The sequence below is a fragment of the Acinetobacter sp. YH12097 genome (assembly GCF_013419225.1).
Taxonomy (GTDB): Bacteria; Pseudomonadota; Gammaproteobacteria; order Pseudomonadales; family Moraxellaceae; genus Acinetobacter; species Acinetobacter amyesii.
Map to the genome: position 1 here is coordinate 1 of NZ_VPAN01000038.1, position 17,949 is coordinate 17,949.

At 37.4% G+C, this 17,949-nt stretch carries 14 protein-coding genes, 3 pseudogenes and 1 other annotated feature; of the genes and pseudogenes, 7 read left to right on the forward strand and 10 right to left on the reverse strand.

Annotated elements, in window-relative coordinates:
• Positions 1-124: 124 nt before the first annotated feature.
• The 4 genes and pseudogenes from FTU37_RS13485 to FTU37_RS13500 form a co-directional block, all read right to left on the reverse strand.
• A pseudogene (locus tag FTU37_RS13485) lies at positions 125-547 on the reverse strand (zeta toxin); the annotation flags it as partial.
• Positions 548-574: 27 nt separating this feature from the next.
• The gene (locus FTU37_RS13490) at positions 575-835 is read right to left on the reverse strand and encodes a hypothetical protein (protein WP_168379492.1); all 261 of its coding nucleotides are present in this window, start codon (positions 833-835) and stop codon (positions 575-577) included.
• A 583-nt stretch (positions 836-1,418) separates the two neighbouring features.
• Positions 1,419-1,811 carry a hypothetical protein gene (locus tag FTU37_RS13495; RefSeq protein WP_168379493.1) on the reverse strand — a complete coding sequence of 131 codons (393 nt, stop codon included), beginning with the start codon at positions 1,809-1,811 and terminating at the stop codon, positions 1,419-1,421.
• Positions 1,812-1,814: 3 nt separating this feature from the next.
• Positions 1,815-2,183: a hypothetical protein gene (locus FTU37_RS13500; RefSeq protein WP_078190788.1), complete on the reverse strand. Its 369-nt coding sequence runs from the start codon at positions 2,181-2,183 to the stop codon at positions 1,815-1,817.
• 1,119 nt (positions 2,184-3,302) lie between these two features.
• On the opposite strand from FTU37_RS13500, the gene aroQ reads away from it, so the two are divergent.
• From aroQ to accC, 3 genes are read left to right on the forward strand one after another with little or no spacing between them, the layout of a single operon-like run.
• Positions 3,303-3,758, forward strand: coding sequence for a type II 3-dehydroquinate dehydratase (gene aroQ / locus FTU37_RS13505; protein WP_078190789.1), 456 nt, complete (start codon positions 3,303-3,305; stop codon positions 3,756-3,758).
• A 15-nt stretch (positions 3,759-3,773) separates the two neighbouring features.
• The gene (accB, locus tag FTU37_RS13510; RefSeq protein ID WP_078190790.1) at positions 3,774-4,190 is read left to right on the forward strand and encodes an acetyl-CoA carboxylase biotin carboxyl carrier protein; all 417 of its coding nucleotides are present in this window, start codon (positions 3,774-3,776) and stop codon (positions 4,188-4,190) included.
• Between the two features lie 17 nt (positions 4,191-4,207).
• A complete protein-coding gene (accC, locus tag FTU37_RS13515) occupies positions 4,208-5,569 on the forward strand; it encodes an acetyl-CoA carboxylase biotin carboxylase subunit (protein WP_111885487.1) in 1,362 nt (453 codons plus the stop codon).
• Between the two features lie 74 nt (positions 5,570-5,643).
• On the opposite strand, the gene FTU37_RS13520 is transcribed toward accC, so the two are convergent.
• A complete protein-coding gene (locus FTU37_RS13520) occupies positions 5,644-6,126 on the reverse strand; it encodes a hypothetical protein (protein WP_168379494.1) in 483 nt (160 codons plus the stop codon).
• Between the two features lie 299 nt (positions 6,127-6,425).
• On the opposite strand from FTU37_RS13520, the gene FTU37_RS13525 reads away from it, so the two are divergent.
• Positions 6,426-7,808 (forward strand): sensor domain-containing diguanylate cyclase, encoded by a 1,383-nt coding sequence (locus FTU37_RS13525; protein ID WP_252725866.1) that lies wholly within the window; start codon positions 6,426-6,428, stop codon positions 7,806-7,808.
• A gap of 24 nt (positions 7,809-7,832) precedes the next feature.
• Here the strand turns inward: FTU37_RS13525 and FTU37_RS13530 are convergent, their stop codons facing one another.
• The 4 genes from FTU37_RS13530 to FTU37_RS13545 all read right to left on the reverse strand — a co-directional run bounded on the left by FTU37_RS13530 (position 7,833) and on the right by FTU37_RS13545 (position 12,836).
• Entirely contained in the window at positions 7,833-8,993 is a 1,161-nt protein-coding gene (locus tag FTU37_RS13530; protein WP_168379496.1) for an MFS transporter, read from the reverse strand.
• Positions 8,994-9,239: 246 nt separating this feature from the next.
• Positions 9,240-11,210 (reverse strand): choline BCCT transporter BetT, encoded by a 1,971-nt coding sequence (locus FTU37_RS13535; RefSeq protein WP_168379497.1) that lies wholly within the window; start codon positions 11,208-11,210, stop codon positions 9,240-9,242.
• 456 nt (positions 11,211-11,666) lie between these two features.
• Positions 11,667-12,083, reverse strand: coding sequence for a DNA breaking-rejoining protein (locus FTU37_RS13540; protein WP_168379498.1), 417 nt, complete (start codon positions 12,081-12,083; stop codon positions 11,667-11,669).
• Between the two features lie 231 nt (positions 12,084-12,314).
• A complete protein-coding gene (locus FTU37_RS13545) occupies positions 12,315-12,836 on the reverse strand; it encodes a hypothetical protein (protein WP_168379499.1) in 522 nt (173 codons plus the stop codon).
• A gap of 102 nt (positions 12,837-12,938) precedes the next feature.
• On the opposite strand from FTU37_RS13545, the pseudogene FTU37_RS13550 reads away from it, so the two are divergent.
• The 3 genes and pseudogenes from FTU37_RS13550 to FTU37_RS13560 all read left to right on the forward strand — a co-directional run bounded on the left by FTU37_RS13550 (position 12,939) and on the right by FTU37_RS13560 (position 17,009).
• A pseudogene (locus FTU37_RS13550) lies at positions 12,939-14,172 on the forward strand (IS3-like element ISAba34 family transposase).
• Positions 13,214-13,330, forward strand: a sequence feature (AL1L pseudoknot). (Overlaps the previous pseudogene by 117 nt.)
• Positions 14,173-14,612: 440 nt before the next feature.
• Positions 14,613-15,539, forward strand: a pseudogene (locus FTU37_RS13555) (IS5 family transposase).
• A 264-nt stretch (positions 15,540-15,803) separates the two neighbouring features.
• Complete coding sequence (locus FTU37_RS13560) at positions 15,804-17,009, forward strand: alpha/beta fold hydrolase (RefSeq protein ID WP_180124495.1); 1,206 nt, start codon at positions 15,804-15,806, stop codon at positions 17,007-17,009.
• A 481-nt stretch (positions 17,010-17,490) separates the two neighbouring features.
• Here FTU37_RS13560 and FTU37_RS13565 read toward each other — a convergent pair whose 3' ends face one another.
• On the reverse strand, positions 17,491-17,721 hold the full coding sequence (locus FTU37_RS13565; RefSeq protein WP_078190858.1) for a hypothetical protein: 231 nt from the start codon (positions 17,719-17,721) through the stop codon (positions 17,491-17,493).
• Positions 17,722-17,949: the final 228 nt, after the last annotated feature.

A 17,949-nucleotide genomic window follows, 5' to 3' on the forward strand; every position in this document is an offset into this window, starting at 1 on the left:
ATAATCATCGAAGAATTCAAAAGGGTTTGGGTTTTAAGACACCAAATCAAATGGCCGAAGACTTTTATAAGTTGGCTGCCTAGAATCTCCCAAGGGAAAGTCTCCTGATAATTCAGCGTATATCAGTTCGAAAGCCTTTTCTTTTTGCTTCGCGTAGAAACTCCACCTTGGAAATATGGGACATCACCGTTTCAAAGGTAAAACTAATTTTTAGTTCTAAAAACTGCAAACGGATGTAATCGATAATTCTTGCACAAAGATATGAATCAATCTGATCTGGATGAAATTCAATTTTCCACGGATCTAATATCTGAGGTTTTCGTGCTAATAGCGGAATAAATTCTCCATCAGCGGGACGCTTTTTCGTATATAGAAAGTCAATTAGTGCTTCGGATTTTAAAGCGGGATGGTAATCCAACAAATTGAGCCGGTGTGAATGTTTCAGTTGAGCTTCGAGTTCATCCGCATTTAAATATGCCCCAATATGATGGGGCAATAAATATTCTTTAACTGTGCTTTTACCTGAACCATTTGGACCCGCGAACATTCTAATGCGAGGTTGTGGAGGCATGTATTAAACAATTTCCTCTATTTTCTTTTTTCGTTTTAAAATTTTTGGTAGATCATCCACTTGTACAAAGTCGGCTGATACATCTTTTATTTGTACTTCTTGACCATTTTGCAGACGTTGAACCAGTTGTAGACCTTTTACATAAACCACAGTGGATGACGCACTTGCTTGTTCAAAAGCATGGCGAAATGCATGGATAGCAAGGCTCGGGATCATATCGTCCTCATATTGGCTTGCTTTCATTACTGAAGTATAAGCTGTCATGTAACAACTCCTCAAACATCAAAAATAATGTGTTCAATCATCTTATCATACTCGCAATATTTGTCTATTTATCCATCAGTCATCCTGAGAAGAAATTGATAAAAATTCAAAATGCTTAAATCATTTGATTGTATTGCTCGAAAAGAATGTCGTATATGAGTCAATGTGTGTGGATAGTAAATCAAGAATTATGTAAAAGTTACCTACATTGGATTTATCACCCAATTAAGCATTTAATTTTTCACAAAAAAATAGCCACTTATTCAGTGGCCAAAAGAGAACGACATCAACAAGTTGATGTATTAGTACTGACCTATGCAACAGGACCAGGGATGTTTGTTGCATATAAATCGTTCTAACTTGATCATAATAATGTGATGGACTTGTCAATTTAAGCATATTTTATATCATTTTCTGACAATCTACATTTTCAACTTCTAAGATTATTAGAAACTGCACCTATAGTGAATAATGCTGTAATAATTTTGAAATATTAGACCATTTCGAATTATGAAAAATAGAACAAAATGAAAGAAAGTTAGACTAGAGCCCAAAAGTTTAAGCAGAGAAATTTAAACCTAAATTATTTTGTAGGACTCGAACAAAATGCACTTTCGTTTAAGCCAGATGACTGCATACTCTGTTGCTGTTGTTGTAAATAGTGCTGTGAAGCCACTCGCATTAGATTGGCCATTTCAAGAGCTGAGTTTTGCTGAGATATTTCTAAAATCTGTCGATATGCATTCAATCTTAAACAAAATGCTTGAGTTTGCTGCTGACCCGTTGCAGTAGATGCAGGATCATCCAAAATAGCTTTGGTTGAATTAATTTGCTCAGTATATGTATGTATCTGAGCATTATATTCAGCTTGAGTCAGTTGTGGAGTAACCGCTTCATTCACATTTGCATATGCTACAGAAGCAGTAAACACAGAAAAAATAAAGACATAAAGTTTATACATCAACGGAGAATGCATAAATTAAGCCTCATCACCTTCTTTCCAGACATCTTCATAATCATCAGCATCGATCATAAAACGATAGCCCACATCCAAAGCTAAATACGGTAGCACTTCAGGCACAACATCTTGCAGTTTACGCACAGTCATTGTTTCAAAGTTATCTGCGCCTTCAAGCTCGCCGCCATAAATATACCAACTGACATTTTCATCACCTTCTGCAGGCTTACGAATACCAACTATTGGATCTTTATTTAAGGTATGGACAGCCACAGCAATTACATCATCGCCCTGCACTTCTACATATGCAGAACCCACTTCTTCACATAAAAGTTTTTGTTCTGCAATCAGTTCTGCCAAAGGTGATGAATTTTGCGTATGTTTTGCCATGTTTGTTCTCAGGCCATATAGGTTTCGGGCATTCTACCGTGAATTACACTTATATAGATAAATTTTTTCCGTGCGAAAGCATTCGTGCCTTGTTTTATCAATTCATTTATAACAAAAGACTCAATGCTGTAGATTCCATGTAAAGGTATAAACAGGAATAAAGGAAACTTAATTTAAGACATATACCGCTCAAACACAGAAATAGACGAAAAAAAATAGAATCAACATTCAAACAGCAAGCTTCTTTACCACCACAGATTTAACTTTTGCCAATGCCTGTGCAAATTTGGACAAATACCCGATTTTCCAAACTTACATGATTTATGAAAGAAATCGTCAATGCCTTGCACGTTTCATAGATTCAAAACACTGACTAGAAAATACACAGGATGGTTAATACGCTTATATATAGGTCTATAAAGTATGACTTAGCTAGGCAATAAATGTTCATCATATCTAAAGCTGCCTACTTATAAGGAAATGCTCCCACAGAATATTTAATTCGCTAAGGCAAACAAAATATCTAGCTTGAGCCCTATCATCTATGAAAAAAATTTCATTGGCCTAGAAATATGCTTTATAAACCATAGAAAAAGTAACTATCTTTTAATTTTTATATACTTAGCACACAAACCTGATTTATTCTTTCAAATAACTCGATTGAAAACTGAGAACAATTTAGATTCCTTTACGCGTGAAATAAGTTAAACCTTAGAATTTTTTAAGTCGCTGTATAAATACCATCTTTACGACTATGCATGCGTAGGCTGTTCAACTGACGATCTATAAGACAAATGTACAAGCCATCTCACCTTTCAAATCATTTATACTGGTTATTGCTAAACGCATGCACCACGATAAAGCAAGTTTACACAAAAGATATCAACAGTTTTAGCCAATTGGGTTTAAAATGATGTCCTACAATATAATGATAAAAATGTAATTTTTTAACATTGCCAATTCTCTGCAAAGTTCGCATTATATAGCCCATTCTCGGCACATGCTTTTCACGTCATTTCAAAGAAATTATAAAAAAAATGTGGAATTTTATGCCATAATGAGCAAACTTTGCAGGTATCTTGCAAAGTAAATTTGCAACTTTTTATTGGAGCAGGCTGAATGAGCTCGACCATTTTGGTCATTCATGGACCGAATCTCAACTTACTGGGAAAACGTGAACCCGAAGTTTATGGCTATCTAACACTCGAAGATATCAACCAAAAACTGATTTCACAGGCTCAAAACGCTTCCATTTCTCTCGACACTTTCCAAAGTAATTGGGAAGGCGCTGTCGTCGACCGAATTCATCAAGCACAACAAGAAGGCGTTCAATTCATCATTATTAACCCAGCAGCCCTAACACATACTTCGGTTGCTGTGCGTGATGCCCTTCTTGGTGTAGCCATTCCGTTTATCGAAGTACATCTATCAAATGTCCACGCTCGCGAAGCATTTAGACATCACTCCTATCTATCTGATAAAGCCGTTGGCGTTATTTGTGGTTTAGGTGCAAAAGGTTATGCCGCAGCACTAGACTTCGCCATCGAAAAAATTCAACCAACTTCTCAATCTTAATTAGGAATACTGTTCATGGATATCCGTAAAATCAAGAAACTCATCGATTTGATGATTGAATCTGACTTACAGGCGATTGAAGTTAAAGAAGGCGATCAATCGATTGCTCTAACTCGTCGCAATCCAGTAGTTGCTGCCGCTGCGCCTGCTATGGCTGCTCCCGCCGCTGCACCTGCTGCACCTCGTTCACCACGTGGTGCTGTTGAGCCGTCTCCTATGGTTGGTGTGTTCTATGCTGCGCCAAATCCAGGTGAAGCACCATTTGTTAAAGTTGGTCAAACTGTATCTGCTGGTGAAACACTCGGTATCATCGAAGCAATGAAAATCATGAACCCAATTGAAGCAACTCAAAGCGGTGTAATTGAAGAAATTTTGGTTAAAAATGGCGAAGTGATCCAATTCGGTCAACCATTATTCCGCTATCGCGCTTAAGACCACGGGGAATCACAATGTTGCAAAAAGTTTTAATTGCAAACCGTGGTGAGATTGCGCTCCGCATCACCCGCGCTTGCAAAACTTTAGGAATTAAAACCGTAGGGATTTATTCCGATGCCGACAAAGACCTAATGCACTTACGCTTCTGTGACGAAGCAGTGTGTATTGGACCAGGTGCCAGCAGCGAAAGTTATCTCAATATCCCTGCCATTATTACAGCGGCTGAAATCACCGGTGCAGATGCCATCCATCCAGGTTATGGTTTCTTATCTGAAAACGCTGAGTTTGCAGAAATTGTAGAAAACTCAGGTTTTATCTTTATCGGTCCGCGTCCTGAACACATTCGCTTAATGGGGAACAAAGTTTCTGCCATTATTGCGATGAAAAAAGCTGGCGTACCAACAGTTCCGGGTTGTGACCATGCTGTAACGATTCACAATGCATTGGCAGAAGCCAAAGAAATTGGCTTTCCATTGATTGTAAAAGCTGCCTCAGGTGGTGGTGGTCGTGGTATGCGTATCGTTGAACGTGTAGACACGCTACTCGAATCTGTACAAGCCGCTCAACGTGATGCGGAAATGTGGTTTGGTGACGACACCGTTTATATGGAACGCTTCCTTCAAAAGCCACGCCATGTCGAAGTGCAAGTTCTTGCAGATGGTAATGGCCATGCAATTCATCTTTATGATCGTGACTGTTCATTGCAACGTCGCCATCAAAAAGTGCTTGAAGAAGCGCCTGCACCGGGTTTACCTGAAGAAGCACGTGCGCATATTCTTGAAGCGTGTGTAAATGCTTGTAAATTAATGCAATACCGTGGTGCTGGTACATTCGAGTTCTTATTTGAAGAAGGTGAATTCTTCTTTATTGAAATGAATACTCGTGTACAAGTAGAACATCCTGTTACTGAGCAAGTGACTGGCGTAGATATTATCGAGCAACAATTACGCATTGCTGCCGGTTTAGGTTTGGATCTTCAACAAGAAGATATTCAACTTAAAGGTCATGCGATTGAATGTCGTATTAATGCGGAAGATCCATCTACATTTATGCCTTCACCGGGCAAAATCGATCATTTCTATGCACCGGGCGGCGCAGGTATCCGACTAGATTCTCATATCTATCAAGGATATAGTATCCCGCCATACTATGATTCAATGATTGCAAAACTCATTGCGCATGGTAAAGATCGTGAAACCTCTATTGCGCGCATGAAACAAGCTCTAGAAGAGATTATCTTAACTGGCGTGAAAACCAATATTCCGCTACATAAAGATTTGATTCTTCAAGATAAAAATTTCTGCGAACAAGCAATGGATATTCACTATCTTGAAAAGCATCTATTAAAGAAAGTCGAAGGACATGAAGATAAATAAATCTTCAACGTCAAAAAAACCACTCAAATGAGTGGTTTTTTATTTTTATAAGAAGAAATATCAATATGTCATACTTAAGGCAAAACTCGACGCAATGTCGCAAAACACTGCTGAGCCTGATCATTGGCACAGAAATTAATAACCGATGGACTTTTCCACTTTACAAAGTACTGTGAAATTTCGCCGGTTTGATCTTGAATATTGCCCGAACAATCCATCTGATTATTGTCATATTTTACTTGTAAAATCAGTGCTGGAATTTGCACATTCGGATCTTGCGCAGGTTGATAGTCATATACCCCAGATGACCACTCTTCACCACTTTTGATCACTACATCATTATTGCTCTTAAAATTATAATATTCGACGCACTTTTTGTTGGTCGGAATTTCCATGCCCCATAAGCCAACCAATTCAGAACGTGTTGTCACCCTAAAGCTATTTATAGCTTCAACTTGATTTTTAGCCTCTGAATTTTGAGTTGTATTCTTATTATCTGCCGCCATCACCAACGATGAACTCAACATGAGTAAAACTGTAAGATATGCTATTTTCATACATTTAATCAGTCATATAAATCATGCTCTTAAAGTAACACATTTTTTTACAAATCCGCGGTTTATCACATTTTCATAACAATCATTTTTCATCTTTATCCAGAAAATCAATCTCCGTTAACGAAACTACAAATCAGCTAAATGCCAAACAAATCACACTATTTACAATAAAATAATATAAAATCTTTTTTATCGTTTAATATTCGAAAAAAACGAATTCTCCCATATTTAACTTAGGCTTACATAAGCTAATGAAACTGCATTCGAATAGTCTTGCTCCGCTTAATGCACGCCACAGCATGGCTTTTGTCATAGTCGCTGCAGTTATTCTTTGCTGCTGCTTAGTCGGTATTTTCAGCCGCCCATTAAGCTATTTAGCGATTTTTTGGCCTGCGAATGCAGTATTGTTAGCAATATTCTTAAGGTTCCCTAAACTGAGTAATCTGGGAGGATGGTTAGGTGCATTTACCGGTTATATGCTCGCAGATTTAGTGACGGGCAATTATTTCCAACTCACTTTATTTCTCACTTTTTCAAATTTAACCAACAGCATGGTATCGCTATTTTTTATGCGATATTTTCAGGTGAACTATCAAAACTATAATAAAGGTTTCACCTTTCTGACCATGATTGTCATCATCGCCTGTGGTGGATGCCTTGCAGGTGCTCTTTTTGCTATTTTCACTGTGCCTTATATCCCCAACACGTTTATGTCGACCGATCGATTGTCGATTGATTTTGGTATGTGGTGGATTACTGAAATATTAAATGCGCTGATTATATTACCGCTTATTCTGTCTTTTCCTAAACTGGCCGATCTTAAACTTTATTTCAAAGATCGACGTCATCAAAGCTTTCAGATCAATAAAATATTTCCGGCAATTGCAGTTGTCTTCTGTGTATTTTTAACAGCCGTTTCTGCAGGTCCAGGGGCAATTCTCTACCCTTTAGCGGCTCTAATTTGGGCAGCATTAACCTATCGATTATTTACCCTATCTCTGATTAATGCCGTAGTCATTTTAGCGACCTATTACAATTTAAATGCCTTCTATTTACATGATTCATCACTCACCTACTTGTCTACAGCCATTTCTGTACGCATTGGCCTTGCCATGCTGATAATCGCTCCATTAATTCTTTGTATTATTAGCCGCAATCGGCACGAACTGTATAAAGAAGTTTTATACCTTGCAAATCATGATAGTTTAACGCATGCGATGAATCGTCGATATTTTTTCGAGCAAGGTGAGCTTTACCTACAAAACCAAATTCAGCTTAACTTTTCCATTATCATGATAGATATTGATCATTTTAAACAATTGAATGATCAATATGGGCATTATGTCGGTGACCAAGTTTTACAGGAATTTTCTGGTATTGTACGTAAGAATTTGCGTGAAACAGATTTATTTGCACGTATAGGTGGTGAAGAGTTTAGTATATTACTTACCAACATTGCAGCACCTGAAGCCCAAGGTATCGCTGAACGTATCCGAAAAGTCGTTGAAACCACACCTATTTTCATTGATGAACAAAATACGATTTATATTACGGTGAGTATTGGTCTGATTCATCAGTCTTTGCCCAATGCTCCAAGTTTGCAAAGTATGATTAATCAAGCCGATCAGGCCTTATATCAAGCCAAAGAGCTCGGCCGTAATCAGGTGATTTTAGTCCATTGAGACTTATCAATATACTGAATTGCTTCAAGCTGGCTTTTGAATCGTTTTAGGCAAGCCCACGACCAAAAACATGGCAGGTAGAACCGCCAGTCCTGCGATCATAAAAATAACGGGTCCCGAAAGCATGTCCCAATATCGACCTGCTAAAATACTGCCACTCGCAACACCTAAGCCCCACATGGTACTGTATAGCGCTTGACCTCGCCCTTGTTGACTTGCGGTAAAATTTTGAAAAATGATTCGCATCGCGATTAAGTGGAATAATCCAAAACTGAAGGCATGAATCGTTTGCGCAGCAAATTGAGTGATAAACACCGCCGGATATAAGCCTACAATCAACCATCGCATTCCTGTTAGTCCCAGACACATAAGCACTAAGTTTCGCCAAGAATATCGATTAAAAAAGACATTGGCATAGGCAAACATAATGATTTCCGCAATGACTCCGACAGACCATAAAAAACCGATTTGGCTCGTCGAAAAATCGGCCTGCTTAAGGTAATTGCTATAAAAACTATAAAACGGTGCATGCGAAAAGAGCAGAAAAAATTCAATGATAAAAAAACTCGCTACAATAGGCCGTTTTAAGATAGGCCAAAGTGGTTCAAGTTTTTTCTGTGAAGATGGTGCAGTAGCGGGCTCTTTAATCGTAAATGACCAAATAAATGCGAGAAATGCAATGCATAACAACATGATAGGAAGCATGGAAACAGGTATTATTTCTAGCAAAGCCCCTATTCCAAATACCCCAACAATGAAACCAACTGATCCCCATTTTCTGACTTTTCCATAAAGTTCTGCACGCCGCTCAGCTAACCAAAATAAAGTTACTCCTTCAAATTGAGCCAATATGGCATTTTGAAAGAAACTAAAAACCAGCATGAGTAATGCAACAGACTGAAAACTGTTGGGAATTATAAAAATCAGAAACCAAATACAGGCTTCCATCCAAGTTGCAATTCGAACTAAAAGCATACGCTTGCCGGATTTATCCGCAATCCACCCCCAAATAAATGGGGCAAAAAAACGTGTCACAATTGCAATCGAAGATAAAACACCTATTTCTTGATAATTAAACCCTTGATCCTCTAAATACAAACTCCAATACGGCATGAATGTACCCACTATTGAATAATAGAAAAAGTAGAATCCACCGAGTTTGGATTGGATTGGAATGTTAAGCATCAAACTGTATTCCTTAGTATTTACAGTAAGTTATAAACTTTTCAGAGTTGTATGCTTTTGCATCTAAAAGGCTTGGTTAGGATATGACGAGTATACAAATTTATTTTAATTAAATTATTTCAAAATTTGTACAATTTTATCAAAATATCAAATTTCCTCATTATTCTATTTATTAAACAATATGTTATTTTTACTTATAAAACTCTCATATGTTAATAAAAACCGCCCATTTGGGCGGTTTTTTATCTATTGGCTCTTAGTTCGAACTAAATTTAAAAAATGCAGATGACGCTCATATTGATCAATGACATCTTGCAAGATATCTTCTTGCGTCCATTCGATGATGTCATAATTTTGACCACCTTCCCTCAAAAATACTTCAGCTTGATAATCTTGCGTAATTTCTCCTGAATCAATCATAAAGCTTGGTGTATTTTTTTCTTGGACAACTACTTGGTAGATAAAGTTAATCTCATCTTGATGGTTTACACGAAGCTGCAAGCCATCATCTATCGTGTTTACCGTCACATCTAAATGACGACGCTTAAACTCTTTCTGTAGATTTGAAAATGCCTGGCTTACCGTTGTATCAATATATTGTTCAACTTCTTCACGTGTATGCGGATAATGCATAATCAATCCTAAACGTTGCTGCCAACTTCTTGGATTATGAATTGCTCTAGGTGTAATACGCGCATCCTGTAATGCTTGCATCTTGGTTGCATCTAAATGTAGAGCCTTGACTAAGCCCCAGCAAATTAAAAGCATTACAAAAGTGAATGGTAATGCACTCAACATTGTTGCAGATTGTAAAGCACCTAAACCTCCTGCAAACAACAAAACAATCGCAAGAACAGCCATTAGAGTTGTCCAAAACAATCGTTGCCATGTTGGGGAGTTCTCAGATTTAGCTGTTAAATAATCTGTAACAAGTGCACCAGAGTCCGCTGAAGTCACAAAAAATAGCATAACCAATATGGTCGCAACAAAACTCATAATGCCTGAGAATGGCAAAGTTCCTAAATACTCAAATAGCGCAACGGATGAGTCTCGTTGTACTGCAGAAATCAGTGAGGTATTCGCTTCGTTTAAGATGCTATAGAGTGCAGCGTTGCCCATCACTCCCATCCAGATCAGCGTGAAGCCTGTTGGTATAAGTAAAACACCTACAATAAACTCACGAATAGTACGTCCTTCAGACACACGCGCAATAAACATACCTACAAATGGTGACCATGAAATCCACCATGCCCAGTACATAATTGTCCAACCACCGATCCAACCATCAGACTGGTAGGCATATAAATTAAAGGTCATATTGAACAAATTTGAAATATATTGCCCCGTGTTTTGGATAGTCGTTTGCAATATAAAAATGCTTGAACTAGCAAAAAATACAAATAGCAACAGCACTAAAGCTAGGCCCAGATTAATCTCTGATAATCGTTTAATACCCTTGTCTAAGCCCATAAATACAGATAAAGATGCCATAGCTGTAACAATGACAATTAAAATAAGCTGCGTCGTCGTTGAATATTCAATTCCGAATAAATAATTTAAGCCAGAGTTAATTTGGGTTACACCAAAACCTAATGTTGTTGCGACACCAAATACTGTACCGATCGTCGCAAAGGTATCTACACCATCACCGATTGGACCATAGATTTTTTTTCCTATGAGAGGATATAACGCAGAGCGAATTTTTAGAGGTAGATTGTGTCTATAAGCAAAGTAAGCTAACGCTAAGCCAACGATGGTGTAGATTGCCCATGCATGAAGTCCCCAGTGGAAGAAGGTTACGCGCATGGCTTGCTGCGCTGATTGGATCGTTTCAGGATCACCAGTTGGAGGTGATACATAGTGCATCACTGGCTCCGCGACACCGAAAAACATTAAGCCAATACCCATACCAGCAGTAAATAACATAGCAAACCAGGAGCTATTACTATATTTTGGTTGGCTATGGTCTAAACCTAATTTAATTTTACCCATATTTGAACAGGCAATATAAATAAGCACTATTAGAAAAATGGCTACAGATAACACATAGAACCAACTGAATGAGTTTGTAACCCATTGATTTAGTTGTTTAGTAATTAGATCAAAAGCATTGGGAGCTAAAAATACAATGGCAATGAAAATGCCGATAATAACAACTGTGCTAATAAACACATTTGGATTCACATTGGAATACCATGACGGTTTCAATGAAGACATACCTTCCCTATTCCGTTTTATTTGTAAGACAGATCAAAATTGATCAAAGAGATATCCGCTACTTGCGAAAGAAACAGGCTTGTAAAGATGAGTGCTGGCGATTGTAATTTCGCTCTATACGATAAATATTAAAAATATTCATGTGCATAAATTGAAAATTAAAGGCTGACTCAATCTAAGCCACTGTTTAGAATGTGCACATGTTATCATATTTTTAGATACTAAATTAAATATTAAGCAATTTATTAAATTAAGAAAACGATCAATTTAATGTCTTCATTCTAAATTCATTATATTTATCAATATCATTTTTCTTAATTTCTTATAATTTTCCAATTAATACAAAACTCAAAAAACCACTTTTTGGTGGTTTTTTGAATATTTTTTATCACTTATATAATTTCATCTGGTTGGTTTTGCTTCGGTTACTTTCTAAGCTATCCAGATAAAGTAAGTTTAGCGAACTGCTTCAACATGCAATTTATAATTAACTGTTCTATTATTCCGTGCCGTATTCCGCATTTGGTAGATCTGAATCAAATAATTGCCTGATTCTGGCAGCTTGAATTTTCCAGATGCTCCTGTTGTAGATCCAATCACCAAAGCGTCTGCTTTTCCTGGTTTATCACCAGGAGCATATATATTAATTTGGGCTAAATCATGATTGCTTGTCAGCTTATAGCTTAAAGTTTGTCCAGCCTTAGCATTCAAACTATACTGAATGTCATCGTAGCCTTTAAATGATCCTGCAACTGTAGTACCAATAGCACCTTTTGCAAACTGAATGGGTTTTACTGGTGCAGCAGATACACTTGGCGAAACCGCCGCAGACAAAGCCAAAGTTATTGAACCTAACAAAGTTAATTTTTTCATCACTATGTGCCATTTTTAAATTGATCATTTTTAATCATGTGAAATTCTAAATTTCATCAATGATTTTTCATTTATATCGTAAGATGTACAAAGCACTTTTGCCATTTCCTTTTGTTATCCATTGATATAAAAAAACCGTACGAAGGTGGCTTATTTTTTACTTGAGCAGTCCGTATCTTGCATGTGAAAGTGTCTGTAATTCAAACATGTGGCCGTAATCATAGTTTGGCATTATGAATCCACATTTTTACTTACGTTTGATATGGCACTGCTCATAGAGAACATATTGTCGTTGAGCATGCTCATCAGTAATGAATTGAGTAATGCTGGGCTATGTGTGTTCCACCACGCTTGAAAGACTCGTGCATGTACGCAGAGCATTTCTAGGAATTGTTTTTCATCTATATAGATATTTCCTTTTGACTTAACTTCTAAAGTTTCTAGGTAATTTACTGCGTCGTGGAAATGAATGGGCAACAGATCGCTATAACGTGCGATGCGGAAGTGTTTTTTGTGACGTGACCACATTTCTGCATGTAGTTTGCGTTCACCTTGGGCACGTCGGTCGATAATTTCTTTGAGTTCTGCTTGCTGCTCTGCGTTGATTTTTACTCGTGTGTCGATTTGCTGTTTTAGAACTTCTTTTTCCAGTACATCGAGTACCCATTTGCGGAATTCTTTAGCGACTTGTGTGAGGGCGAAGATTGCTATTAAATGAGAGCGCCACGTTAAGAAAATATTCGTAACACCCAATTGGGGTAAAGCACCTTAAGGTGCTTTTATTAGCGGTAACTCTTATTTCCTTTGAACCGTACCGGGTTTGTCGGAGACTCAGTATTCTGAGAGAATGTTCCGATGACCAAATTAAAATATACCCCTGAAATCAGAGAAAGAGCGGTTCAATTATTGATTGAATCTGAAAAAGACTATCCATCTAATTGGGCTGCGATCACAGCTATTGCGCCTAAGATTGGTTGTACTCCTGAAACACTTCGTGCTTGGCATCAAAAGCATTTAGATGAGCAAAATCCTATCAAAGTACAACAGATCTCTGATCAAGAAAAAATGAAGCAAATGGAACGTGAAATCAAAGAATTAAAGCGTGCCAATGAAATTCTGCGTAAAGCAGCCGCTTTTTTCGCCCAGGCGGAGCTCGACCGCCCACACAAATAATGGTGGATTTCATCCATAACAATAAGGCGTTATATGGTGTTGAGGCGATTTGTAGGATTTTACCGATCTCAGCTTCTACCTATTATCGAACACTAGATATTGCTGAAAACCCAGAACATCGAGCAAAGCGAGATCTACATGATTTGCATCATGCTGAACAAATTAAACGAATTTGGAAAGAAAGTTCAGGTCGATATGGTGTACGTAAAGTTTGGCAACAACTGAAACGTGAAGGTTATGTTATTGCACGCTGTACAGTGGTTCGCTTGATGAAGAAGCTAGGTATACAGGGTGTTTGGCGTGGGAAGAATAAATACACCACCCGTAGCCGAGATGATCAAAAAAGAGCGGATGATTTAGTGAAACGTAATTTTACTGCTGATTATCCAAACCCTTGCGAAGCGATGCTTCTCAGGTCGGTGACTTCACGTATATTCAAACTCATTCAGGCTGGGTCTATACCGCCTTTATTATTGATGTGTTCTCACGAGCGATTGTTGGATGGAAAGTATCAACACGTATGAATACAGACATGGTGCTCGATGCACTAGAGCAAGCATTGCATGACCGAGGTATGCCTAAGAATGTGATTCATCATTCAGATAGAGGTGTTCAATATCTTTCAATTCGCTATACCAATCGTTTAGAAGCAGCAAATTTACGAGCATCAGTCGGTACGACCGGTGATTCATACGATAACGCTTTGGCTGAAACAGTGAATGGGTTATACAAAACAGAGGTGATTGAATATTTAAAAGCAGACTGGCAAGGTTTAGCGGATGTACAACTTGCGACATTAAATTGGGTAGATTGGTTCAACAAAAAGCGTGTACACAGCGCATTGGGTTATGTATCGCCTTTTGAGTTTGAAGCAATGTACTATGATAAGATTAACCCGTTAGGTCACGTGGCCTAACTTAAATAAAAATGTCTCCGACAAACCCGGTACGGTTCATTCTTTGAAAAACTCCATAGCTTGGTTATAGGATGTTAATTTTTCGAATCCTTCCCGTTCGACTACAAAATCATAGATCTGCCTTAAAACATGATGATCATATAAATTGGGTATTTTGATTGCTTGATTTAGAATAGTTATTCTATTAATTTAACTAAATTGTATAAATTTAAAAGTGCGAAATAGATCAAAAAACAAAACATTAATGCAAATTAAAGATATTAACTTTTATCCAATTTAAATATTTTGCTAAGTCTTTGTTAAGATTAACTAAAATATATAATCCATACGTATAAAAGTTATTTTTGTTACAATTTTAAGTAATTTAAAATTTTTATATTGTTAAAGGCTTTGTTGCACAAACCTACCGATAAGGTCTTATTCCGCAATATAATTCCTAGATGAATAAACCTACATCCAAAATCTTTCGTACAACCAATTGGTCCACATATAACCGCGCCTTAATTAATCGAGGAAATATTTCTATCCGGTTTGAACCTTTGACTCAATGGTAGGCTCATCCGCAAGCAAAACAAGGTCGAAATCAAACTTACTCCGATACGGCTATTCAATGCTGCTTAATGATCAAAACTTTATTTAAATTGTCTTTGCGAATGGTCACAGGCTTTGTCCAAAGTCTGATTAAGCTTTGTGGATTAGCTTGGACAGCGCCAGATTATTCCACACTGTGCAGAAGACAAAGGCATATCGATATTGCAATTGGCTATCAAAAAAGTAGTGGTGGTCTCCATCTACTCGTAGACTCTACTTGCCTAAAGTTTTTAGGTGAAGGTGAATGGAAGCGTAAAAAAAATGGACCTAAATATCGTCGCCAATGGCGTAAGGTTCATATTGGTATCGATGCTGAAACTATTCAAATACGTGCTGTACACCTCACCGCAGATAATGTCAGTGATTCATAGGTACTGGAAGATTTACTTGCTCAAATCCCTTTAGATGAACAAATCGATTCTGTCTATACACGATGCCGTCAGGTCATTGCAGATCGGCAAGCGTATGCAGTGATTCCACCTAGAAAAAATGCAAAGCCCTGGAAAGATATAAAAACTCATTCACGAGAGCGAAATGAACTCCTTCGAACGGTTAATCTTGCGAAGCAGTGCTTCTCAGGCAGGACACTCTTGAAAAAAAGGTCGGGCTATCATCGGCGAAGTCTAGTTGAAACCAAGATGCATTGCATTAAATTATTAGGCGATAAACTCTGCTCAAGGAATTTTAATAGTAAAGTGAATGAGATTCATGCACGCGTAGATGTCTTAAATAAATTCGCAGGATTAGGTCGCCCTCATACCCAAGTTGTCACTTAAATATGAGTAGGTATGGGAGATTTTAATTTTTAAATATTTGTGCAACAAAGCCGTTTTAAAGGAAATAACAAAAGACTATATTTTCAGCATAAGCAATGTGAGTGAATTCATATTCATTCACCACAATTGTTACATTTTAAATCAAAAAGTAAGTTCAACATCGAACTTTATTTTATGCAGATTAGCCACTATATTAAAAATTCATAGAATAATTGATACAACGTGAAAACTTGAAATTAACCTTTTGAACAGAAGACGGTGCCCATAATGGAAACTAAGCATTTTATTCTCAAATTGGTTGCTAGCTGTATTTGTCTAGCTTCAACATACACAACTGCATCTCCTGTACCTTCCAGAATAAATGAAGGTCAAATCGCCAATATAACAGCCCTTACACCCGGTACAATACTATCTATACAAGCTCAAACACCTGATCTTTTTAGTAATGCAGCTGAACGATATATCGTCACTTATCGAAGTCGAGGTGTTTATGCAGAGCCGATTGTTGCTTCTGGATATATCCTATTACCTAAAGGTAAAGCCCCGAAAGGTGGTTGGCCAGTTTTGGCATGGGCACATGGTACAACTGGTGTAGCTGATACCTGCGCACCTTCGGGTGATTATGCTGATGGACCCGTTCACATATACCAACAAATTGCAGCCAAAGCTTTAAACGCTTGGCTTGCTCGTGGCTATGCAGTCGTTGCGCCTGATTATCAAGGTTTAGGCACACCAGGCGGTCACCCCTATATGAATGCTCAAAGTCAGTTACACACTGTCGTGGATGCTGTCCGTGCCATACATCAATTAAAATCAGTCAAATTAAGTAAAAACTGGTATGTCATGGGCCACAGTCAAGGCGGCGCTGCTTCCCTAACCGTAGCAGCGTTTGGACAAAAGAATGCCCCAGAACTCAATTTACGCGGCGCAATTGCATTGGCACCCGGCGGTTACCAATATGAAGGGATTGCTGAATATGTCGCAAATCAGTCTAATATTGATCCGAGCGTTGCAGCATTTTTACCTATAGTCCTGTTAGGTGCTGAAGCTGCAGAGCCTACACTTTCAGCAAAAGATTTTGTCAGCCCAGAAATGCAGAAAATCCTCAATCAAGCTCGCAATCGCTGCTTATCAGAACTACAAAATGAACTAAAAGTATCGCCAAAAACTGTTTTTAAACCTAATGTAGATTTAACGCCATTGACCCGTTATTTAAAAAAACAGTCGATCGAATTGATGACACCTCAGGTACCTTTACTGTTAGTACAAGGTGATCAAGATCAATTGGTAGATTATCGGGGTGTCCATGCTTATTACCAAAAAGTCTGCAAGGAAAATAAGCCCATAGCCTTTCACCCAATTAAAAATGGTGACCATCGTGATTCACTCAAACAAAGCGAATATTTAATCGACAACTTTATTCACTCAATTGATAATAAGACGTATTTAAATACCTGCCCAATAAACTAATACTTAAAATAAAAAGCGCCAAGAGGCGCTTTTTATTTTAAATTCACTAAAAATTTTATATCAATATTTTTGATATAAAATTTTATTATGTAGTTTTATTTACTAAGCTCTTTATTTAAAGCCAAAGATGTTGGTAGTCAACTTAGATCAGTTTGGATTAATAAAATAGAAATACACAACTAAGCAAACTAGCGAAATCGTTGAAATTAAAAGATAAGTGCCCGTTGTATTAAAGCTTTTTAGAAATTTAAATAAGTCCATCATGTCTCCCCCCATGAAAAAACAGATAAATTATACTAAATAATATCTGGGGGATTAAATAGCTGTTGGTCGAATAGCTAAATCGATATGATCAAGTGATCATTAAAAATATATATCTCCTTTAAATCTAGATTAATCTATAGTTTGAGTCTATCAAATACAAAAATACAGCTCCCAACTCAATGAGAGCTGTATTTTTAATACTAAAAATTGATCGAAATTAAACGGCAAGTACTTTCACAATAATGGTTTGCATGTCTTCATTTTCTTCAGCCAAATAAACACGCTTTAACTCTTTACTTTTCACTTTGAATTGATGATTTTGATACTGAATTACAGCCGGAATTTGATCAAAATACAGGCTATCTGCGTCTAATTCTTCTTGAAAAAGTGGCGTGCCCAATTGATAGTCTAGGCTTTTTAATACTACATATTTAACAGTCGTTTTCATTGAAATAAACCTACTTTTGTTACGCTCTTTATTTTAAGTTTTAACATCGTTTCCCTTCCGAAGAAACCTTTATTTCATCTTTTCGTACAGCTTCTAAACAATCACACTATTTTTGTGAATTCCTCAACGCCCACAGTGCCACCTTAGACTTTTAGTGAAATTACAGGCGAGCGGAATCAATGCTAAAATTTTAAGAATACTAATGATCATTCACCATTCTACTTTGGG

What these genes read in the sequence shown, in the direction of transcription:
- FTU37_RS13520 (WP_168379494.1), bottom strand. Translation starts at nt 6,126, where the DNA reads ATGAAAATAGCATATCTTACAGTTTTACTCATGTTGAGTTCATCGTTG.
- accB (WP_078190790.1), top strand. Translation starts at nt 3,774, where the DNA reads ATGGATATCCGTAAAATCAAGAAACTCATCGATTTGATGATTGAATCT.
- accC (WP_111885487.1), top strand. Translation starts at nt 4,208, where the DNA reads ATGTTGCAAAAAGTTTTAATTGCAAACCGTGGTGAGATTGCGCTCCGC.
- FTU37_RS13525 (WP_252725866.1), top strand. Translation starts at nt 6,426, where the DNA reads ATGGCTTTTGTCATAGTCGCTGCAGTTATTCTTTGCTGCTGCTTAGTC.
- aroQ (WP_078190789.1), top strand. Translation starts at nt 3,303, where the DNA reads ATGAGCTCGACCATTTTGGTCATTCATGGACCGAATCTCAACTTACTG.
- FTU37_RS13565 (WP_078190858.1), bottom strand. Translation starts at nt 17,721, where the DNA reads ATGAAAACGACTGTTAAATATGTAGTATTAAAAAGCCTAGACTATCAA.
- FTU37_RS13490 (WP_168379492.1), bottom strand. Translation starts at nt 835, where the DNA reads ATGACAGCTTATACTTCAGTAATGAAAGCAAGCCAATATGAGGACGAT.
- FTU37_RS13535 (WP_168379497.1), bottom strand. Translation starts at nt 11,210, where the DNA reads ATGTCTTCATTGAAACCGTCATGGTATTCCAATGTGAATCCAAATGTG.
- FTU37_RS13530 (WP_168379496.1), bottom strand. Translation starts at nt 8,993, where the DNA reads ATGCTTAACATTCCAATCCAATCCAAACTCGGTGGATTCTACTTTTTC.
- FTU37_RS13540 (WP_168379498.1), bottom strand. Translation starts at nt 12,083, where the DNA reads ATGAAAAAATTAACTTTGTTAGGTTCAATAACTTTGGCTTTGTCTGCG.
- FTU37_RS13500 (WP_078190788.1), bottom strand. Translation starts at nt 2,183, where the DNA reads ATGGCAAAACATACGCAAAATTCATCACCTTTGGCAGAACTGATTGCA.
- FTU37_RS13495 (WP_168379493.1), bottom strand. Translation starts at nt 1,811, where the DNA reads ATGCATTCTCCGTTGATGTATAAACTTTATGTCTTTATTTTTTCTGTG.